Genomic DNA, 19,532 nt, shown 5'->3' with positions numbered 1-19,532 from the left:
GGGGTTCTTTTTCATTAGCTTGAAAGCTGTGTCGGTTCAGGTACATCTTGTCCAGTCATCACGCGATGTCCTTTTTCAGGGTCATATTGCCCTTCCCATTTAGACATCACAACAGCTGCAAGTGCATTTCCTGTTAAGTTAACAACTGTTCGCGCCATATCCATGATACGATCCACACCTGCAATAAATGCAAGACCTTCAGCAGGAACACCAATCGTTCCTAATGTGGCGAGTAATACAACAAAGGACGTACCAGGAACGGCAGCCATTCCTTTAGATGTCACCATCAGCACAAGAACAAGTGTGAGCTGCTGGACGATCGTGAGGTCAATGCCATATACCTGTGCAAGGAAAAGCGCAGCAATCGCTTGATACAAGACGGAGCCGTCCAGGTTAAACGTATAACCGATTGGGATAACAAAAGAAACAATTCCCTTCGGACATCCAATGCGCTCCATTTTATCCATGACTCTTGGTAAAACTGTTTCAGAGCTTGATGTACTAAAGGCAAGAAGCATTTCGTCTTTCATGTAAGCAAGAAATCTGAAAATATTGACGCCAATCATCTTTCCAATAATTCCGAATACAACGATAAGGAAGAGAGCGAGCGCAAAATAAACAAGACCTACAAGCTTACCTAATGAAATAAGAGATTCAAGACCAAATTTTGATACAGTCACGCCAATGAGTGCGAAGACACCAAATGGTGCAGCTTTCATCACAACATTGACGACATGGAACATGGCGTGTGATACACCTTCAAAGAAGGCGAGCACTGGTTTGCCGCGTTCACCAATGGCAGAAACGCCAAGAGCAAATAGCACAGTGAAGAAAATAATCGCAAGCAAATCACCTTCCGCCAATGATTGGAAGAAGTTCGTTGGAACGATATGAAGGAACGTATCAGCAACTGATTTGCTGCTTTGCTCTTTTTCCGTTTCAACATACTGGCTAATATCTTGTTTTTCCGTATTTCCAAAGTCAACGCCTGCACCAGGTTGAACAAAGTTAGCAAGCACAAGACCAAGGATAATCGCAAATGTTGTGATAATTTCAAAATAAAGAATGGTTCTAAAACCAAGCTTCCCTACCTTTTTACCATCACCGGCACCTGCAACTCCTAAAATTAAGCTAGATACGACAATTGGTATAACAATCATCTTAATGAGTCTTAAGAAGAAGTCTCCAATTGGTTTTAAATAAGTCTCAACGCCTGGGTTACCGAAAAAGATTGCCCCAACAACGACACCGAGAATAAGACCGATTAGGATTTGTGTCGCTAATCCAAATTTTAATTTTTTCATAGATTTCCTCCCTAGCATATTCATTAAAGGAATATTCCCATCATATTAAGTTTTAATATATGAAATAAAGTATAACTAAAATTAAAGAGGTTCGTCCACGATTAAATTATATTAAGAAAATACAAAATTATTTGAAAAAATGAATATTTAGAACCTCCTTTATTGATTCAAGTCAATAAAAAGTGCCTTCGGAACTAAAACTCATCAGATGAAAATACTAAAAAACCCTTTTAGGACAAGGGTTTTACCTTTTTACCTATTTTTCAGAAAAAATAAAAAGCACTTTTGACTCCAACTGACGACGGAGGAAAAAAGTGCTTTTTAATTCAATTTATTACCTTATTTAAGATAACTTACTTGTGAGCATTCCTCACATTCATTACCGTAACACTCGTGTTGTTCCATTAAATCATTTCCACATTTTGTGCATTTTTTTGAAGGCAAATTTCTAAAAAATTCTGTGATTTTTCCTAGCATTTGTCATCCTCCAATACGTTTTGTTGTTATTATTGTATTATAACAGATTAATAATTGTCAATCTGTTTTGTAACAATAGGCAAGAAGAATGCTTTTTTTATGAAAAATGGGTATATTGTAAGAAGGGGATTTTTAGAAAAGGAGGGAAAAATGACGATGAAATTAACTGTCATTGGATGCTACGGAGGATTCCCGGCCGCTGGTGAAGCGACGTCAGGGTATCTTTTTGAATCAGATGGCTTTCGTCTACTTGTAGACTGCGGAAGCGGTGTTCTTTCCAAACTGCAGCAATACATAGATATAGAAGAACTAGATGCTGTTCTCCTTTCTCATTATCACCACGATCATATTGCAGATATCGGACCACTCCAATATGCGAAGCTAGTGGGATATCATTTAGGAAAAAGCAGCGGTCCGCTTCCGATCTATGGACATACAGGTAATCAAGAAGCATTTGGGCGGCTTGCGGATGATGTACATACTAAGGCAAAGGCTTATCAGCCAGAAGAGGGTATTCAAATTGGTCCATTTCAAATTGATTTTTTGAAAACGGTTCATCCGGCAGAATGCTATGCGATGAGAATTCAGGCGGGGGATGCTGTGGTGGTGTATACAGCAGACTCAAGTGATCAGGAGGCATTTATCCCATTTAGCAAGGATGCAGATCTACTGATTGCTGAAAGCAATTTTTACGCTGGACAGGATGGATCGAGTGCAGGACATATGAATAGTACAGAGGTGGGCAAGCTTGCAAAGGAAGCAAATGTTGGGGAACTGATCATCACCCACCTGCCCCATTTTGGTCGTCATAAAGACCTAGTCAATGAAGCACAGGCGTTATATACTGGCAATATACAGCTTGCCCATTCAGGGCTTAGATGGAACAAGGAAGGAAGATAGAGATGCTGTTTATCGATAACGAACAACATTATGATCCAATGATTAATTTGGCAATTGAAGAATATTGCTTAAAATATTTAGACCCAGAAGAAACGTACTTGCTGTTCTATATTAACCAGCCGTCGATTATTATAGGAAAGAACCAAAATACAATAGAAGAAATCAACACGAAGTATGTGGAAGACAACGGCATCAAAGTTGTCCGCCGCCTGTCCGGTGGTGGCGCAGTTTACCATGACAAAGGAAACTTAAACTTCAGCTTTATCACAAAAGACGATGGGGACAGCTTCCATAATTTTAAAAAGTTTACGGAGCCAGTCATCCAAGCGCTTGAAAAGCTAGGCGTCAAAGCTGAATTAAGTGGCAGAAATGACATCATGGCAGAAGGTCGAAAAATTTCTGGAAATGCCCAGTTCGCAACACGAGGACGTATTTTCAGCCATGGCACGCTGCTATTTGATTCAGAAATTGAACATGTTGTTTCGGCTTTAAATGTGAAAAAAGAAAAGATTGAATCAAAAGGCATTAAATCCATTAGGAGCAGGGTTGCCAATATTAGTGAATTAATGGATCAAAAGATGACAACAGAAGAATTTAGAAAAATTCTGTTAAGCTACATTTTCGATACGAATGGGGATGTTCCTCAATATCAGTTGACTGAGAAGGATTGGGAAAAGATTCACGAGATTTCTCGGGAACGATATCAAAAATGGGAATGGAACTACGGCCGTTCACCGAAATTTAATTTACAGCATTCTAAAAGATTCTCAGCAGGCTCCATTGATCTTCGATTAGAAGTGAAAAAAGGGATGATCCAGGACTGCAAGATCTTTGGTGATTTCTTCGGTGTAGGGGATATTGCTGATATTGAAAAAAGACTCATTGGGCAACAATATGATCGCAAAACGATCAGCGACGTATTAGAAGATATGGACATGCGCCACTACTTCGGCAATGTATCAAAAGAGGATTTTCTTGATTTGATTTATTAAGAGGAACAAGCACGGCTAGAGATAGCGGTGCTTTTTTGATTGAAAGAATTGAAAGCGATTTACATTTGATCTTGTGGATTTTTTCGATTGTCTATTATAATAGAAAGGAGGAATGTTTGGCCATAAAATGAATGGTTATTCATTCATTGATGACATGTAAGGGGTGGGAGAATGGATTTGATCAAAAATCTAGAGCAGACGGCGATGACGAAGGGAGAAGATATCGCACTGATCTTTGAAGGAAATCAGTGGACCTATCGAGAGCTCATGACAAGTATCGAGCGCTTTGCAGATGGATTAGTGGGCGAAGGATTTCAAGCCGGGGATCATATCGCGCTTATTTTAGGAAATTCACCGCATTTTGTCATTTCTTTTTTTGGTGCTTTAAAAGCCGGGCTTGTCGTAGTACCAATCAATCCAACATACACGCCTAGTGAAATTGGCTATATGCTGATTACAGGTGATGTAAAAGGCATTGTTGCCCCTGAACAACTGCTGCCAGTGTACGAGCAAGTGTATGAACAGCTTCCGTCTATTGAACGGGTGATTATTTGTGCAGAAAATGAATCTGCGTGCAGATCAAGTTTTAAGGAAGTATCAGATCAACTTGTCTTCTTTGGAAAGCTTGTGTCTGGTCATGCGAAAGAGAACGTGCATCCATCTATTCATCAGGACGATACGGCAGTTATTTTATTTACATCTGGCACGACAGGAAAACCAAAGGGTGCGATGCTGACTCATTTCAACCTGTATTCAAATGCCAGAGACGTTGCTGAGTACCTATCCATTGATGAAAAGGACAAGGTGATTGCTGCATTGCCGATGTTCCATGTATTTTGTTTAACGGTTTGTATGAATGCACCATTGATTCATGGCGCGACCATCTATGTCCTGCCGCATTTCAGCCCATCAGAGCTTTTGCGTATGATGGAAAAAGAGAAGCCAACGTTATTTGTTGGTGTTCCAACTATGTATAACTATTTGTACCGCCAGGAAGGGCATGAGAAAGCAATGTCCTCTGTGAGGATTTGTATATCAGGCGGTGCCTCAATGCCTGTTGCTTTACTTCACGGTTTTGAGAAAAAATTTGGTGTCACGGTGCTGGAGGGTTACGGATTATCAGAGGCTTCCCCAGTAACTGCATTCAATCCTCTTGATGGAAAAAGAAAACCCGGTTCAGTCGGGACCGACATTATGAATGTGAAGAATAAGATTGTGAATGAACTGGGAGAAGAAGTCGGTCCAAATGAAGTCGGAGAGCTCATAGCAAAAGGACCCAACATTATGAAAGGCTATTATCAAATGCCAGAAGATACTGAAGCTGCACTAAGAGACGGATGGCTGTACACCGGTGATTTAGCAAGAAGAGATGAAGAAGGATACATTTATATTGTCGATCGGAAAAAGGATATGATTCTTGTTGGCGGTTATAATGTGTATCCAAGAGAAGTAGAAGAAGTGCTTTATCAACATGAAGCTGTAGCAGAAGCCGTTGTCATCGGTGTGCCAGATCCGAACACCGGAGAGGCTGTCGTCTGTTACATTTCCCCCAAGAAACATGCTCACATCGATCAAGAAGACATCATCACACATTGTTCACGCTTTTTAGCGAAATATAAGCAGCCCCAAACGATCCATTTCATAGATGATATTCCAAAGAACACAACAGGTAAAATTTTAAGAAGAGCACTAAAGGAAAAGTATCAAGCAGAGGAAAGTAAATAAGAAAAGGGGGTCTCTTATGAAGAGACTCCCTTAGTGTGCTAAGGTTCTATCACGCTGATAAGAAGACAAAGGGATAAAATAAAATTTCAGCCCTTTAGAATCGCTTCTTTTAACTGTTTCTGAAAAGAATTAGACTGTTTTTGATTCAGCTCATAATAAGTCCCATCTACTAAAAAAACGACCTGCGAACGGTTTGTCCAAAGCTGAAAGGTGGTGCCGTTTGTTCGGCCGTACATCACCTTGGCGATATAATCTGGTTTCTTTAAATTTTTCTTGAGATGATTGCTTGTTTGTTTGCCTTTGTTTAATTCTTCTATTAAGTCTTCTGCTGTGTCCTTATCATCTATTTCATAAGAAGTGGACTCGTTTTCAGATGAAAGGAGCAATTTTTCAGCTCGATTCTCATCAAAAATTTCGCTCGTCCGGCTGAATACATAAAAGAAGGTAATAAGTAAAAGTCCAAAGATCACAACTCCTGCAAGGATTTTCTTCATTTCGATCCTCCAACTCTCTATTTTATATGTAGCATCTCCGATTTTCGAGTAGCATAATCATTTTTTTCGTGAAAGCTTTTTCAGATAGGGCATGCTATGATGGAGCCACATGAGACAGGTTCTAAACAAAATAATGGATGATTAGAATAGAGAGAGGGATGGAAAGGAGGCTGACCTGTGCGAGTACGTAAATGGGTAGCTCTTGCAACGGTAGCATACATATTGTACGGTCTTTTTATTTATTCTTATTTGTTTCTATTTGGGGATGCAGCGGTTCCTGACAGTGTAAAAGGAACAAGTGCAGATCCGCATACCTTTATGACAAGCCATGAGCTTGTCATCAGCGAGAATTTCTCGAGATTACGTAACTTGCTATTTTTCATGACAATTCCATTAGATTGGTATGTCTTTTTTCTTCTGCTCATTTCAGGGTTTTCACGAAAATTAGCAGACTGGAGCCTGGCAGCAGCTCGTTTCACATTTTTAAGTAAACTTGTATATGTGTTTGTGCTATCGCTTTTGACAATGCTGATTTCACTTCCCATTAAGTGGATTGGTTATCAGCTGTCTTTGCACTACGGAGTATCTGCTCAAAGTACGGCAAGCTGGTTGAAAGATCAAATTCTAGATTTCTGGATTCAATATCCGCTTCTTGCTCTATGTGCAATTGTATTCTTTTGGCTTATTCAAAAAAGAAGAAAGCGCTGGTGGCTGTATGCCTGGTGTTTGACAGTTCCATTCACGCTATTTCTCTTCTTTATACAGCCGGTCGTCATTGATCCGTTATATAACAATTTTTATCCACTAAAGGATCAAGCTCTTGAGAACAAGATCTTAACACTTGCAGACAAAGCTCATATCCCGGCAGGTCATGTATATGAGGTCAATATGTCTGAGAAAACGAACACGATGAATGCTTATGTCACAGGAATTGGTGAAAATAAGCGTATTGTGTTATGGGATACGACACTGCAAAAGCTGAAAGATCGCGAAATTTTATTTATCATGGCACATGAAATGGGACATTACGTCATGAAGCATGTCTATATAGGATTAGCAGGATATCTAGTACTGTCACTTGCGGGATTTTTTGCGATCGACCGTCTCTATTTTTATTTCTATCGTAAAGGAGCAGTTCTATTTCGGCTGAGGGAGCCGCGCGACATCGCTGCTCTTCCGCTTCTTCTCATGATTGTATCGATGCTGTCATTTGCAGCATCACCTTTTACAAATGCAGTTTCAAGACATCAAGAACGTGCAGCTGATGAGTATGCGCTAAACCTGACAAAAGACGGAGAGGCAGGGGTGACGTCTTTTCAAAAGCTTGCAAAATCAGGGCTGTCTCAGGTGAATCCACCACTTTTAGTGAAGGTCTTCCGCTACGGGCACCCAACTATGATGGAGAGAATCATGGAAATGGAAAAAGCAGCGGAAAAAGAGGAAACGTCGAGGAAGCAATAAATAAAAAAATCCGGCTGTATTAGCCGGATTTTATTTATTGTTTAGTTAGAAGCCGCTTGAACGTTGATTAACCCTTTTCCGTAATAGAAGGAGTTACCAAGCGGTGTTGCTGTGTTTTCTAAGCGCTGGCGAACCTGAGAAGTTGATAGATTCGGGTACTTAGAAAGGATAAGCGCTGCTGCTCCTGCTACATGAGGAGACGCCATAGACGTTCCAGTATAAGATGTGTATCCACTGCTTGGTACTGTACTTAAAATAGAAGTACCAGGTGCAGAAACATCTAATTCAGGACCTGCGCTAGAAGACGAATTTCTGACATTGTTGCTGTTTACATTGGCAACGGCAATGGTAGAATCATATTTTGCTGGATAGCCAACTGTACTAGTAGAACCAGTGGAACCTGAGTTACCTGCAGCCGCCACAACAACGACTCCGCGGTTATTCGCTGTATCAACGGCATTTTTAAGCGCTGTTGAACCATTCGGTCCGCCTAAGCTCATGTTGATGACATCCATATTATTGGCTACTGCCCATTCAATACCGCTAATGATCCAGCTATATTGTCCGTCGCCATAGCGGTCTAATACTTTAACAGCATATAGGGAAGCACTTGGAGCGACCCCAAGAACACCGATTGTGTTATCAAGGGCAGCAATGGTTCCGGCTACGTGAGTTCCATGTGATTGAAAGTCTTGGGTGGCATTTGGCTCTGAAGGGACGAAGCTGGCACCGCCTGCAACATTTAAGTCAGGGTGGGCAGCGTGGATGCCCGTATCAAGGACAGCTACTTTGACATTAGCACCTTTATAACCTTGAGCGTGTACAGCTGGAGCTTTGATTTGAGGGATTCCATAAGGGACGGTTTGTGCATATGCTTCTGCTTTGTGGTCTTCTTCTACGTAAGCAATGCTAGGGTCATGTTCAAGTTTTTTTGCGGCTTGTTCGGACATCTTTACTTGTGCGGCATTAATGAGACGATATTGCTTTTCTAGTTTTCCACCATTTTGAGTGACGGCTTGTTTCTTAGAGCTGTTTGTAGTGGCAGAGGCTTTAAAGCCAACAATATAGCTCTTTTCACTATCTGACTTTGAGACCGTCTCGGCATTTGCCATGGAGCCTCCAAACCCTGCTGAAAACAGAAGAGGGACAGCCAATAAAACACTTGTCATCACATTTTTCTTTTTCACGCACAATCCACATCCCTTTTTTCTTATTTCAGAATAATCATCCGTAGTCTATAAGAATGATCCGTTTGACTATTCTGTATATTCAGTTTAAGGGAAGTAGGCAAATAAGAGTAGACCCGAATTTTTGTGAAAGTCCTAGCGAAAATTGGGGAATTAAGTCACTTGGAAATGATGGTAAAATATGTTTATTCTACTATTTCAGCGGCTATCTTTTAAAAAGGAAATGTGCTTTTTTTCTTATGATCCATTTTCGGAGAAATATTCGATACCCGAAAAGCCTTAAAATAGGTAGAAACGTCTAGCATCTATTTCGAATTTCGATATAAAAAAATACTATTTTATCATTGTTTTTGTCATTTAAAAAGAACCTGTTTACATAACAGGTTCTTTAAATAGGAGAGGATTGAGTTAAATGGCTGACCACGTTGTAATCAAGCACCTTCCATTTACCATCTTTCCATTCCACATAATTTAAGCAAGCATTGACGAGCCTCGTGTTCTCAAGACCAAGATGTTCATCCGCTAAGGTGGTGAGTAAAGCATGGATGGCAACGCCGTGTGCCACGATCAGGACTTGTTGATTCGGATAGGCTGCTCTAACTTTCTCAATGCCTTCTACCATTCGATCCTGAATCGTTTCAAGCGGCTCCATATTTGGATACTGTTTATCTGGAAAAAGCTTTTGGCGCTCCTCAAATGACATGCCTTCAGCATCGCCATAATCACGCTCAATGAAATCATCCATGATGACAAGAGGCGCATCTATATGTTTTAAAATCAAGTGTGCTGTTTCTTTTGCCCTTGTGAGTGGACTGGAAATGACAACATCCCAATGGGCATCCTTCAAATAAAGACCCGTTTGTTCAGCCTGCCATTTACCAGTATCATTTAAAGGGATATCTGTTCGTCCTTGAATTCGTTTCGCTGCATTCCAATCTGTTTCCCCGTGCCTGACTAGGCAAATTGTTGTCAATCAAATCCCGCCTTTTCTATCTTTTCTTCTATTATACTAAAGCAGAAGAAAAAAGACTGGATTAGCGATTTGTGAGACTTGTTAAGGATTCGACTGAGCTGGCAACTTGAGAAACCGTTTGTTTGACTTCCTTCAATTCGTTCAGGAAGGTTTGAAGGTCTATTTCAATTTTTCCATTTTGATTTTTGCTTAAGTTCATGCTGCTGACGATATCATCGAAGAGCGAATTGATTTGAGTCATTTTTTCTTTACTATCTGTCACGAGTAAATTCACGTCCCCAATGTGCTGAGACACAATGGAGATTTGTGAATTGGTATTGTTGACGAGTTCAGATACGGTTGAAACCGTTTTCTTTGTGTCCTCTGATAATTTACGAACCTCGTTTGCAACGACAGCAAAGCCTTTTCCGTGTTCGCCTGCTCGTGCAGATTCGATGGAAGCATTTAAAGATAACAAGTTCGTCTGCTCTGCAATGCCTGTGACAATCCCAAAGATTTGTTCAATCTGTTTGGCGATTTCTTCTAAACGCTTAATTTCTGTTTCAATCTTTGTCATGCTGCCATCAATTTGGTTCATTTGTGTTTGTTGAATCTCTAATTCTTTTTTACCGCCAATCGATTTTTCCTCGACCTGTGCTGAAATTTGCGTGCCAGCTTGCGACATGTCTGCCATCTCATCAGATTTTGATACAAGCTTGTCCACGGCATTTGTTGTGTTTGAGAAGAGAGAAGCAAGTGAATTTGATGTTTCTGTGATTTTTGTATGGAGCTCCTGCTGCTGCTGTTCTGCTTCATCACGAATTTTAGAATATTCATTTTGGAATGTATCAAGGACAAGCTGCTGCTCTAAATTTAAGATTTTTGTCGTCGCTTTGACTGCTGTCTGATATTCTTTGAAATCTTGGATATGCTGAGCAAATAAATCCATAATTGATAGCAGAAGGTCCTGGAATGCAGCCATATACCACTTAGGCTGGAGGCCAATCCGTAAATGAACTTGCGCAATTTTAATTCGTTTTGCCACATAGGCTTCATCAACCACACCTGCAAACATTTCACTAATATGAATGCGGAGTGTTTTTTTCAAACGGTCGACAGAACTATTATCTTGAATGATATGCATCAAGGAAGATTCGACTTCTAAATTTTTATAAAATTTATCAACGATACGTGCAATATCCTCCTGAACAATTGGATTGAGCTGTTTTAGAATAAATAGGTCATGCTGCGTCAGGTCTATCATTTTAATTTGTTTCGCGATATCCGTATTGTCAGAAAAGTTGATACGTTTTATCCCATCATCCTGCTGTGTGAAAAAAGCAGTATTTTTTCTTTTCGTCTCTTTTTTAAATAACAATGTTTTTGTCCCCCTATAATCATCACAAATTATCAGACTTTATATTATCTATCGGATAATATTGGATTTTTTAAAGGGGATCAGTAAAATTTTACTGTTCTTTATAAGACCTTTTTAGTGGTTTCTTTGCTGGGCCTTCTACTACCTCTCCAGTAATGGAGAAACGTGAACCGTGACACGGGCAATCCCAAGTGCGGTCGCTATTATTCCAAGCGACTTCACAGCCTAGGTGAGTACACGTTGTATCCACAAGAAAGATATTCCCATCCTCTGATTTAAAGGCGCCGCATTTTTTATGCTCATACGATACAATGCCGCCTTCACCTGGCTTTAAATCATCAATGGTTTGATCGGTTCGTTTTAATTTACCACTGATCAGCTTGGCAGCGACATTGCTGTTTTCTTTAACGAAATCTTTGACGAAAGAATCAGAAACAGGTCTTGATGGCGTAAAAATGGATTCGTATGGATTCGATTTTCCTTCAATCAAATCACCGATAAGAGTAGCTGCCGCGTGGCTTGTCGTCATGCCCCATTTTCTAAAACCGGTCGCAACGAAGATATTTTGATGGTGCTTGGTTAGGCGGCCAATGTAAGGGATTTGATCCATTGTGACCATATCGTGTGTCGACCAGCGATACAGCACCTCTTCAATTCCAAGGGTAGCGTCTCCAAACCCTTCTAGTCCTTCATAGTGAGCAGATTCATCCCCGCCTTGTCCAGTTTTATGACCTTCTCCTCCGATGAGAACGACTTCCTCACCATGCCATTCTGTCGTTCTTAAAGAATGAGCAGGCTGGTCGATCCCTAAGTACATTCCATCTGGGAGCGGCTTCGTTGTTTTGGCTGCTACCACATAAGATTGCTCTGGGTGAATGCGCGTGAAATAAAGTCCCTTTCCATCATAAAAAGGAAAGTGCGAACAGGATATGATATAGCGGCCTGTCAGGTGATGGTCGTCTTTTGTGACGACAGCAGGGCGGTTTCCTTCTTTTACGTCAACAGCAGTTGTCTGTTCATAAATACGTACACCACGCTCTAGGAGCTGGTCAATGAGTGCATTGAGATAATGAAGGGGATGGAACTGTGCCTGCTGCGTCATTGCTAGGGCAGCCTTGATGTCAGCATCAAAAGGAAGCGCTGTTTTCCATCCCCGATCAATCCCAAGCTGTTTGTAGGCATCTAATTCCTTTTTTAATTTTTTTACACCGCTTTCTTCCTTTGTATAAAGGTACGCATCCTTGACTTCTAGCTGACAATCGATGTCGTACTTTTGGACGCGAGCTTGAATTAGCTCTTTTGCTTTCTCATTTGCTTCTACATACAAACGGGCTTTGGGCATACCAATTTGCTGGATCAGCTCATGGTAATAAACATCGTGCTGTGAGGTAATCTTAGCTGTCGTATGTCCGGTCGTACCTTGCAGCAGTTGATCAGCATCAATGATGATGACATCCAGCCCGCGTTCTGTCATTTCAAACGCGGTAGCGATACCGGTAATACCACCGCCTACAATGATGACATCTGCTGTGAGATCCTCATCTACTGTAGGAAAAGAATGCTTTTGACTATCCGCTATCCATAACGATTTTGCCTGTTCCAATCCTTTATGTTCTTGCTCCATACTGTCGCCTCCAGTTAGTGACTTGTTGTGTATAATTTTTCCACAATGAAGAAAATCATACATTTGAAAGGAAACTAGTCTGGCATACATAAAAAAATAGCCAACACATAAAAATAAACAAGATAAAAGGAAGGAGTGGTCAGACGTGTCAACAAAGCAGCCGAAGAAAACATTGCCGCCTCAGCATCAAAGTGAGCGTCCAGGTCTTGAATATAAAATGAATCCAAGGCCTGTTTTTGATCGAGAGGTGCCGAATAAAAAATTAGCAGGGAAAACAGCCATTGTAACAGGTGGAGACAGCGGGATCGGAAGAGCAGTCTCGGTCTTATTTGCGAAGGAAGGCGCCAATGTCGCCATTGTTTACTTGAGTGAGCACCGCGATGCAGAGGAAACGAAGGACTATATTGAAAAGGCGGGAGGTCGCGTCATTTTAATTGCAGGTGATTTAGGAGATGAGGCGTTTTCAAATGAGGTCGTCAAAAAAACGAAGGATGCTTTCGGTTCCATAGATATTTTGGTGAACAATGCCGGGGAACAGCATCCGCAAAAAAGCATTGAACAGATTACCTCACATCAGCTTCTTCGAACATTTCAAACGAATATTTTTGCCATGTTTTATTTAACAAAAGCGGTACTTCCTCATTTAAAGAAAGGGAGCAGTATCATTAATACCGCATCTGTCACAGCCTATAAAGGGCATGAAACCTTGATCGACTATTCATCTACAAAAGGGGCAGTCGTGACATTTACGAGATCATTATCTTTATCGCTCATTAAGCAAGGGATTAGAGTAAACGGGGTAGCTCCGGGACCCATTTGGACACCCCTCATTCCATCGACCTTTACGGAAAAGGAAGTCTCTGAATTTGGCGGAGATGTTCCAATGGAGCGTCCTGGTGAGCCAGTAGAGCTTGCGCCGAGCTATTTATTTTTAGCGAGCGAAGACTCCTCTTATATAAATGGACAAATCCTGCATGTCAATGGCGGAACCATTTTAAATGGATAAACAAAAAACTTGCGGTAAAGAGACGAGTTGCTGCCCTCTTTGCCGCAAGTAAAATCATCATGATTAATGTAAGCAGTGTTCTGCATATTGAGCTGACAGGTCGTTGAATCGTTTTTCATCACGCTGATCCAGTGCCTTATCAATCTCTTCTCTAAGGAAGGTTAAGCGCTGTTTATAAAGCGCCTCATCTAAAACCATTTGAATATAGATGTCTAAAATCGTCACGCCGTTTTCTTCGGTTTTTTGGGTGTTGCGGGACTTCATGAGCTCAGCATACGTTTTTTTCTCTTTCATAAAGAATCCCCCCGATGCCTTTTTTATAGTATATGGATTGGCGAAGAAAAAATCAACAAGAATTTATAATTTTTAGACAATTTATTTTTGAGCGAAATCGACACCTCTTGTCCAATCGACACGATGTGATATATCTTAAAAAAGGCTTTTCGATAGATCGAATGGACTAAATAATACGATAAAAAAATGATTTTTAATAAATTTTGAAAAAATCCTGTCGTTTCTTATATGTTGGTGATAGATTAATAGTATCTAAAATAACCAAAAATTAACACAGGAGGAAATGAAGTGTCAGGAATTAGTGAAACACCTTTAGATTCATACGTCATTAATCAAACAACAATGGCGATCCTTCCGGTTGAAGAAGGAAAAAGAGTATATTCAAAAGTCATAGAAAGAGAGACAAGCTTTTACGTTGAATTAAAACCTCTGCAAATTATTGAACGCAGCTGCCGATTCTTCGGCTCAAGCTATGCAGGCAGAAAAGCGGGAACATATGAAGTAACAGGAATATCCCACAAGCCTCCAATTGTGATTGACTCATCCAATCATCTGTATTTCTTCCCAACCTATTCATCCAACCGTCCTCAGTGCGGCTGGATCTCCCACAAATACATTCATACCTTCCAGGAATCATCCCTCGGAGACACGGTGGTCATCTTTACAAATGAGCAAACCGTCAAACTCGATGTCTCATATAAGTCATTTGAGAGTCAGGTGCACAGAACAGCGTATCTCCGAACGAAATTTCAAGATCGCCTTGATGGTGGTCTTCCTAAAAAACAAGAATTTATGCTGTATCCAAAGGAACAACAGCTCAACCTTGTATACGATTTTATATTAAGGGAGCTTCGGAACAGATATTAACTAAAACCAGCGGCAGCCCAGCCGCTGGACTCCTTATGTTTAGCATATCGTCTTACTTTCTCGAAGAAAAAAACATTGAAAATTATATAACAAATTATATAATTTAAGTACAACGTATAAAATTTTATATAATGAGCGACAGAAAAGGGGATATGATGATGACTTATGATGAACTAGATACACCGGCGCTATTAATTGATAAACAGGTGATGATGGAGAATCTAGCTGCTATGCAGCAATATGCGGACCGTCAGCAAGTCAAACTGCGTCCTCATACGAAAACACATAAAACACCTGGTCTTGCGAAGGTGCAGGAGGAGATGGGCGCATCTGGCTTTACTGTAGCGAAAGTAGGGGAAGCAGAAGTGATGGCGGCGCATGGGCTAACAGATATCTTTATCGCCAATCAAATTGTAGGTGAGACAAAGCTGAAGCGAATTCGAAAGCTGGCAGAGTCGATACACATTTCATTTGGAATAGATTGTGTAGAGCATGTGCATCAAATTGAAGATGTCTTTCGTGGAGCAGAGAAAAAAGCGGAGGTTTTAATTGAGATAGAGGTTGGAGAAGAGAGGTCTGGTGTCATTGAAGAGAGTGATTTCCGTCAAATCTTGCAGGCGATAAAAACATGTGAGTTCGTTCATTTAAAAGGGATTTTTTCTCATGATGGTCATACATACAAGGCGGAAAGTAAAGCGCATTGTCAGACATTATATGAAGACGCTGTGAATCGAACGCTTCGATTTGCACAGATTGCAAAAGAATCAGGCATGCTGCTAGAGGTAGTGAGCATAGGATCAACACCACCGTTCTTATTTCAATTTGATATTCCAAAGGGAGTGACCGAAATCCGCCCAGGCACATACATCTTCATGGATGCCTCTCAGTCCAATGTGATCGGCACTTTTTCACATTGTGCAGCAGCCGTCCTGACGACGGTGATTAGTAAGCCAACAAATACTCGTGTCATTACAGATGTTGGAGCCAAAGGGCTCACGGCTCAAACCCGTACAAAAGGGCTGACGAAAACAAAGGGACTAGGCAAGGTAAAAGACTTTGATGATGTATTTGTTTCCAGTGTATTTGATGAGCATGCCATCATTTATCACGAAGGCTTCCGTCAGACTGTCCAGATCGGTGAGAAGGTGCAAATCATTCCAAATCATATTTGTCCCGCTGTCAATCTTCATGAAAAAGCCTATCTCATCCAAGATGGTGAAGTAGTCGAAGAGCTTGACATTGCTTGTAAAGGTAAACTTCAATAAATCAACAGGACAAGGCGACTTCGTTGGGGCATCATTATGATGACACGAGAACATCCACCATGCACATGAATTTGTTGAAACCAAATCCATATATCCAGTCGTCTAAAGAGTGTATCGGTAGACTGTCCACCAAATAAATGACAGGGAAATGTGGATCCTTAGACGTATTTTCAAGCAATTACTTATAAATCACAGAAGTGACACGAGCCGTCTGTTACAATATAAGAAATCATTTCTTGTAAAGTGTTCGTATGTGGTAAAGGATCCTCCTATTTTGACCGATATGAACGAATGGGAATAGGAAATGGAGGCTCTGTATGAAAAAACAATCGCAATTGATTCTGCTGTTCACTTTGACAGTGACCTTACTAGCAGCCTGCCAGCAAGCAGGTCAATCGCCTTCAAAACAAGACACAAAAGAAGCTGCGTATGAACAATGGGTTCAGCGTTATATGGATGAGTTAAATGAAGCTTATGAGAACATGACCGACCAATTTATTTCAGATGGACAGGGAAAGATTCAAGCAAATAAAAAATTGAAAAAGGCGACGAAAGCCTTTGATCATGTGATTCAAAAAGGGCTTGCTCATCAAGAAGTTCCAGCCGCTTATCAAAAGGCAGATGAACAATTAAAGACAGGTCTTCATTCATTTGAAAAAGGAATTGGTCAGGTGGAGCAGCTATTAAAGCGCCCAGATCAAGAAAAGCTGTTTATTTCCGCTACTCATCATCTCCAAGATGGATTGCAGAGGGCTGCTGCATTTATTGAAGAAGTCGGCCGTATTCAGCAATCAACGTAAAAAGGCTTGGAAGTCCGCCTTCCAAGCTTTTTTACATATAAAGTATTTGCTTTAAGCGGCGCACACCTTCTTGGATCATGTTTTCGTCCGTACAGGCGAAGCCTAGCAGTAATCCCTTTCGATTGCTCTCAAAACAATAAGGACTTAATGGATAAATGCCAATACCTGCTACTTTTGCTGCCTCAATACTGCCTTTTTCGTCAAAGTTTGGCGCTCCTTCCAAAAAGACATGAAGACCCGTATCTGTTCCATAAATATGAAAGTGCTTGTGAAATTGTTGTGTTAAAAGGGCATCCATCATGGCAGCCTGTCTTTTTTTATATAGCTGTCTCATCCGCCTGACATATCGCGTAAATTCTCCTTCTCTGAAAAAAGAGGCGAGTGTGATCTGTTCCATAATGGGCAGCTGTCTTTGAATGAGTGATTGCAAGGAAGCGATTTCTTTTATGACCGCTTTGGAGCCGATAATGGCAGCAAGGCGGATGCCTGGTGCCAGCACTTTGGAGAAGCTTAAGATATAAATCACATAGTCGGGTGCTTCTGAAAATAAGGAAGGAAGCGGTCCGCCATGATAACGATAATCTCCATCAAAATCATCCTCTAGTATATAAGACTGATGACTGACAGCAAATTTTAGCAGCTGCTGCCTTCTGCTCACACTCATACATACACCGGTTGGACGCTGATGGGAGGGCGTCACCGCAATCAACTTTGTTTTTCGTGGTAATGTATTCACCATGATCCCTTCTTCATCGACGGGCGCGGGATAAATGTTCATTTCACGATGCATAAAGGAAAGCCTTGCTCCAGGAAAGCCTGGATCTTCAACAGCTACTGTATCGCCTTTTTTAAGCAATACCTGTGAAATCAAATCAATGGCTTGCTGCGTGCCTCCTGTTAACACGATTTGATCCTCTTCTACATCGATGCCGCGTTCTACTGATAAGTATTGGCGTATTTCTGAACGTACTTCCCATAAACCATGCGGGGAGGAATAGCCCCAATCTTTCATCTCTAATCGCTGTAATGCTTTTGTGAGCGAGCGTTTCCATATGTTTTGGAAATGTTCATCGATGGCTGGTTCCTGATGACGAAAATCAATATCAAGCTTCTCATGAAATTGATTGGCCGACAGCCAGTGGTTCATTTGTTTCTCCGCCTCTTGAAAGTGTGGTCTTACCGGAAGAGGAAAAGGCGGCTCACCTTGATGGGGAGTGGAGGCCGCATAGTGATCACTCGAAATGACCTTCGTACCGCCTCTTCTAGATGTGCTGACATATCCTCTTGCCAGCAGTTCATCATAAGCAAGCTGTATAGTTGATCTTGATACATTGAGCTCCTGTGCTAATACGCGTGTCGGTGTTAACTGATCATCGGGGTTCAGTTTTTGGGAATGAATTTGTTGAATGATCCCAGTCACGATTTGCTGCCAGAGCGGGGTAGTACTTGAGCGGTTTAAATAAATATACATCGGACACCTTCTCTCATTGTCACATATAACATGATGATGACACGGGAATATGGAGTGGTCAATAGCATCGTTTTTGGATATAGGAAGTAAGCCAAAAGGTGTGTACACTGTTCTCATATGCTTATGACTAGAGGAGAGAGTGAAATGATCCCTGCAGCTAAAGAAGAAACCGCACACCTATCCATCATTCCATTTATATTCGTTTTATTGGGTCTTTTTATGATTACAACCGCAGTGAATCTGCAGGTGCCCCTTTATACGTTGTATGCCGAACAAGCAGGGTACGGAAAGGCGGCGACAGCCCTTGTATTTGCTGCATATGTCTTCGGACTGATTCCAGTTTTACTTTTTCTTGGCGGGATATCTGACCGGGCTGGACGCAAACCGATTTTATTGGTCGCACTTAGTTTTTCGTTATGTGCTACCTTATTGATGATCGTACATCCTACCATTCAGATGCTCTTTTTGGCGCGGCTGCTGCAAGGGGTGGGGCTTGGCCTAAGTGTTGGCACATGCACTGCTTATTTGATTGCTTTATATCCAGAAAAATCAAGCTGGATTCCAACTTTTATTGCGTTATGCAGTTCGGTTGGCTTTGGGGGCGGTGCTCTTTTTACGGCACTTCTTTCTTTTCAGTATGTGACGCTTGCGCCGCTTAGTTATTGGATTGTGATGGGCTTTTTAATCCTAACGATCGTGGGTGTCTTCTTTTTCGTTCCGCCTGTACAAGGAGATGCAGATAAACCGATGATGAACATGCCAACATTTCCAAAAGGAACAATGCCAGCGAATGCAGCGATTGCTGTCGCGTGGTCAGTGTGTGGCCTTGTGATTTCGGTTTTGCCAGCACAGCTTAAATTGAATGGATATGAATTATGGGTAGGGCCGGCACTGTTTTTGATTAATATGGCAGGTGTCCTGATGCAGCCTTTTGTTCGCAAAATGAATAGCGCAGCAGCGCTCCTTGCCGGATTTATCTGTCTTCCATGTGGATACGGTCTCTTGCTATTTGGAGCAAATGGTGGGTCAATCATTCTTGTGCTTGCCGGAACGATGCTTGCGGGTACTGCCTGCTATGGATTTACTTATTTAGGCGGTCTTCAGCTTATTGTCGAGCGGGGAAAAAAGGAGGCAGCTAGAGCCGTTGCCGGGTTTTATTTGTTTGCCTATTTAGGTCTGGGTCTTCCAAGTGTTTTTGTCGGGCTCTTCGCTGATCTGTTCGGAACTCAGGTGGTGTTAACCGTCTTTTTCTTGGTCGTTTTGGCAGCTTGTCTCATCCTTTTGATGTCAAGTGTCAGACAGAAACAAAAGTGAGGAGTCTTGCTTTCTCTTTTG

18 protein-coding genes and 1 pseudogene are annotated in these 19,532 nt (G+C 41.3%); 9 read left to right on the top strand and 10 right to left on the bottom strand.

The annotated features are described in order from the left end of the window. Positions 1–14: 14 nt before the first annotated feature. The gene (locus MHH40_RS05345; RefSeq protein WP_003211494.1) at positions 15–1,304 is read right to left on the bottom strand and encodes a cation:dicarboxylate symporter family transporter; all 1,290 of its coding nucleotides are present in this window, start codon (positions 1,302–1,304) and stop codon (positions 15–17) included. Positions 1,305–1,643: 339 nt separating this feature from the next. After that, entirely contained in the window at positions 1,644–1,781 is a 138-nt protein-coding gene (gene yhfH / locus MHH40_RS05340) for a protein YhfH (RefSeq protein ID WP_008359029.1), read from the bottom strand. A 156-nt stretch (positions 1,782–1,937) separates the two neighbouring features. Here yhfH and MHH40_RS05335 point away from each other — a divergent pair, with 156 nt between their 5' ends. The 3 genes from MHH40_RS05335 (at position 1,938) to MHH40_RS05325 (ending at position 5,398) form a co-directional block, all read left to right on the top strand. Beyond that, on the top strand, positions 1,938–2,681 hold the full coding sequence (locus tag MHH40_RS05335) for an MBL fold metallo-hydrolase (protein ID WP_050945473.1): 744 nt from the start codon (positions 1,938–1,940) through the stop codon (positions 2,679–2,681). Positions 2,682–2,683: 2 nt separating this feature from the next. Beyond that, on the top strand, positions 2,684–3,673 hold the full coding sequence (locus tag MHH40_RS05330; RefSeq protein ID WP_050945384.1) for a lipoate--protein ligase: 990 nt from the start codon (positions 2,684–2,686) through the stop codon (positions 3,671–3,673). 171 nt (positions 3,674–3,844) lie between these two features. Beyond that, positions 3,845–5,398, top strand: coding sequence for a fatty acid--CoA ligase family protein (locus MHH40_RS05325; protein WP_050945383.1), 1,554 nt, complete (start codon positions 3,845–3,847; stop codon positions 5,396–5,398). Positions 5,399–5,484: 86 nt separating this feature from the next. On the opposite strand, the gene MHH40_RS05320 is transcribed toward MHH40_RS05325, so the two are convergent. Further along, entirely contained in the window at positions 5,485–5,892 is a 408-nt protein-coding gene (locus MHH40_RS05320) for a hypothetical protein (protein WP_003211259.1), read from the bottom strand. Between the two features lie 177 nt (positions 5,893–6,069). On the opposite strand from MHH40_RS05320, the gene MHH40_RS05315 reads away from it, so the two are divergent. Next, entirely contained in the window at positions 6,070–7,353 is a 1,284-nt protein-coding gene (locus MHH40_RS05315) for a M48 family metallopeptidase (RefSeq protein WP_050945382.1), read from the top strand. Between the two features lie 41 nt (positions 7,354–7,394). On the opposite strand, the gene MHH40_RS05310 is transcribed toward MHH40_RS05315, so the two are convergent. The 5 genes and pseudogenes from MHH40_RS05310 to MHH40_RS05295 form a co-directional block, all read right to left on the bottom strand. Further along, entirely contained in the window at positions 7,395–8,540 is a 1,146-nt protein-coding gene (locus tag MHH40_RS05310; protein ID WP_034620013.1) for a serine alkaline protease SapB, read from the bottom strand. Between the two features lie 388 nt (positions 8,541–8,928). Further along, positions 8,929–9,513, bottom strand: a complete 585-nt coding sequence (locus tag MHH40_RS05305) for a histidine phosphatase family protein (RefSeq protein ID WP_050945381.1) — start codon at positions 9,511–9,513, stop codon at positions 8,929–8,931. A gap of 61 nt (positions 9,514–9,574) precedes the next feature. Next, complete coding sequence (locus MHH40_RS18845) at positions 9,575–10,090, bottom strand: methyl-accepting chemotaxis protein (RefSeq protein WP_407707228.1); 516 nt, start codon at positions 10,088–10,090, stop codon at positions 9,575–9,577. Positions 10,091–10,330: 240 nt separating this feature from the next. Then, a pseudogene (locus MHH40_RS18840) lies at positions 10,331–10,870 on the bottom strand (protoglobin family protein); the annotation flags it as partial. Positions 10,871–10,961: 91 nt separating this feature from the next. Further along, the gene (locus MHH40_RS05295) at positions 10,962–12,494 is read right to left on the bottom strand and encodes an FAD-dependent oxidoreductase (RefSeq protein WP_050945380.1); all 1,533 of its coding nucleotides are present in this window, start codon (positions 12,492–12,494) and stop codon (positions 10,962–10,964) included. 145 nt (positions 12,495–12,639) lie between these two features. Here MHH40_RS05295 and MHH40_RS05290 point away from each other — a divergent pair, with 145 nt between their 5' ends. Next, the gene (locus tag MHH40_RS05290) at positions 12,640–13,500 is read left to right on the top strand and encodes an SDR family oxidoreductase (RefSeq protein WP_050945379.1); all 861 of its coding nucleotides are present in this window, start codon (positions 12,640–12,642) and stop codon (positions 13,498–13,500) included. A 63-nt stretch (positions 13,501–13,563) separates the two neighbouring features. Here the strand turns inward: MHH40_RS05290 and MHH40_RS05285 are convergent, their stop codons facing one another. Beyond that, positions 13,564–13,794, bottom strand: a complete 231-nt coding sequence (locus MHH40_RS05285) for an IDEAL domain-containing protein (protein ID WP_003210924.1) — start codon at positions 13,792–13,794, stop codon at positions 13,564–13,566. Between the two features lie 288 nt (positions 13,795–14,082). Here MHH40_RS05285 and MHH40_RS05280 point away from each other — a divergent pair, with 288 nt between their 5' ends. The 3 genes from MHH40_RS05280 (at position 14,083) to MHH40_RS05270 (ending at position 16,726) form a co-directional block, all read left to right on the top strand. Continuing rightward, positions 14,083–14,661, top strand: coding sequence for a competence protein ComK (locus MHH40_RS05280; protein ID WP_003212419.1), 579 nt, complete (start codon positions 14,083–14,085; stop codon positions 14,659–14,661). A 158-nt stretch (positions 14,662–14,819) separates the two neighbouring features. Continuing rightward, complete coding sequence (locus MHH40_RS05275; protein ID WP_050945377.1) at positions 14,820–15,926, top strand: D-TA family PLP-dependent enzyme; 1,107 nt, start codon at positions 14,820–14,822, stop codon at positions 15,924–15,926. A gap of 317 nt (positions 15,927–16,243) precedes the next feature. Next, a complete protein-coding gene (locus MHH40_RS05270) occupies positions 16,244–16,726 on the top strand; it encodes a hypothetical protein (protein WP_050945375.1) in 483 nt (160 codons plus the stop codon). Positions 16,727–16,757: 31 nt separating this feature from the next. Here the strand turns inward: MHH40_RS05270 and pdxR are convergent, their stop codons facing one another. Next, positions 16,758–18,197: a MocR-like pyridoxine biosynthesis transcription factor PdxR gene (gene pdxR / locus MHH40_RS05265; RefSeq protein WP_340900736.1), complete on the bottom strand. Its 1,440-nt coding sequence runs from the start codon at positions 18,195–18,197 to the stop codon at positions 16,758–16,760. A gap of 144 nt (positions 18,198–18,341) precedes the next feature. Here pdxR and MHH40_RS05260 point away from each other — a divergent pair, with 144 nt between their 5' ends. Beyond that, positions 18,342–19,511, top strand: a complete 1,170-nt coding sequence (locus MHH40_RS05260; RefSeq protein ID WP_340900734.1) for an MFS transporter — start codon at positions 18,342–18,344, stop codon at positions 19,509–19,511. Positions 19,512–19,532 lie beyond the last annotated feature (21 nt).

This window comes from Bacillus sp. FSL K6-2431 (assembly GCF_038005165.1).
GTDB lineage: Bacteria > Bacillota > Bacilli > Bacillales > Bacillaceae > Bacillus > Bacillus pumilus.
Note: the sequence above shows the minus strand (reverse complement) of the source record. Positions and strands in the feature narration are given on the sequence as shown.

What these genes read in the sequence shown, in the direction of transcription:
- MHH40_RS05260 (WP_340900734.1), top strand. Translation starts at nt 18,342, where the DNA reads ATGATCCCTGCAGCTAAAGAAGAAACCGCACACCTATCCATCATTCCA.
- MHH40_RS05275 (WP_050945377.1), top strand. Translation starts at nt 14,820, where the DNA reads ATGACTTATGATGAACTAGATACACCGGCGCTATTAATTGATAAACAG.
- yhfH (WP_008359029.1), bottom strand. Translation starts at nt 1,781, where the DNA reads ATGCTAGGAAAAATCACAGAATTTTTTAGAAATTTGCCTTCAAAAAAA.
- MHH40_RS05345 (WP_003211494.1), bottom strand. Translation starts at nt 1,304, where the DNA reads ATGAAAAAATTAAAATTTGGATTAGCGACACAAATCCTAATCGGTCTT.
- MHH40_RS18845 (WP_407707228.1), bottom strand. Translation starts at nt 10,090, where the DNA reads ATGAACCAAATTGATGGCAGCATGACAAAGATTGAAACAGAAATTAAG.
- MHH40_RS05320 (WP_003211259.1), bottom strand. Translation starts at nt 5,892, where the DNA reads ATGAAGAAAATCCTTGCAGGAGTTGTGATCTTTGGACTTTTACTTATT.
- MHH40_RS05270 (WP_050945375.1), top strand. Translation starts at nt 16,244, where the DNA reads ATGAAAAAACAATCGCAATTGATTCTGCTGTTCACTTTGACAGTGACC.
- pdxR (WP_340900736.1), bottom strand. Translation starts at nt 18,197, where the DNA reads ATGTATATTTATTTAAACCGCTCAAGTACTACCCCGCTCTGGCAGCAA.
- MHH40_RS05295 (WP_050945380.1), bottom strand. Translation starts at nt 12,494, where the DNA reads ATGGAGCAAGAACATAAAGGATTGGAACAGGCAAAATCGTTATGGATA.
- MHH40_RS05335 (WP_050945473.1), top strand. Translation starts at nt 1,938, where the DNA reads ATGAAATTAACTGTCATTGGATGCTACGGAGGATTCCCGGCCGCTGGT.
- MHH40_RS05285 (WP_003210924.1), bottom strand. Translation starts at nt 13,794, where the DNA reads ATGAAAGAGAAAAAAACGTATGCTGAGCTCATGAAGTCCCGCAACACC.
- MHH40_RS05330 (WP_050945384.1), top strand. Translation starts at nt 2,684, where the DNA reads ATGCTGTTTATCGATAACGAACAACATTATGATCCAATGATTAATTTG.
- MHH40_RS05325 (WP_050945383.1), top strand. Translation starts at nt 3,845, where the DNA reads ATGGATTTGATCAAAAATCTAGAGCAGACGGCGATGACGAAGGGAGAA.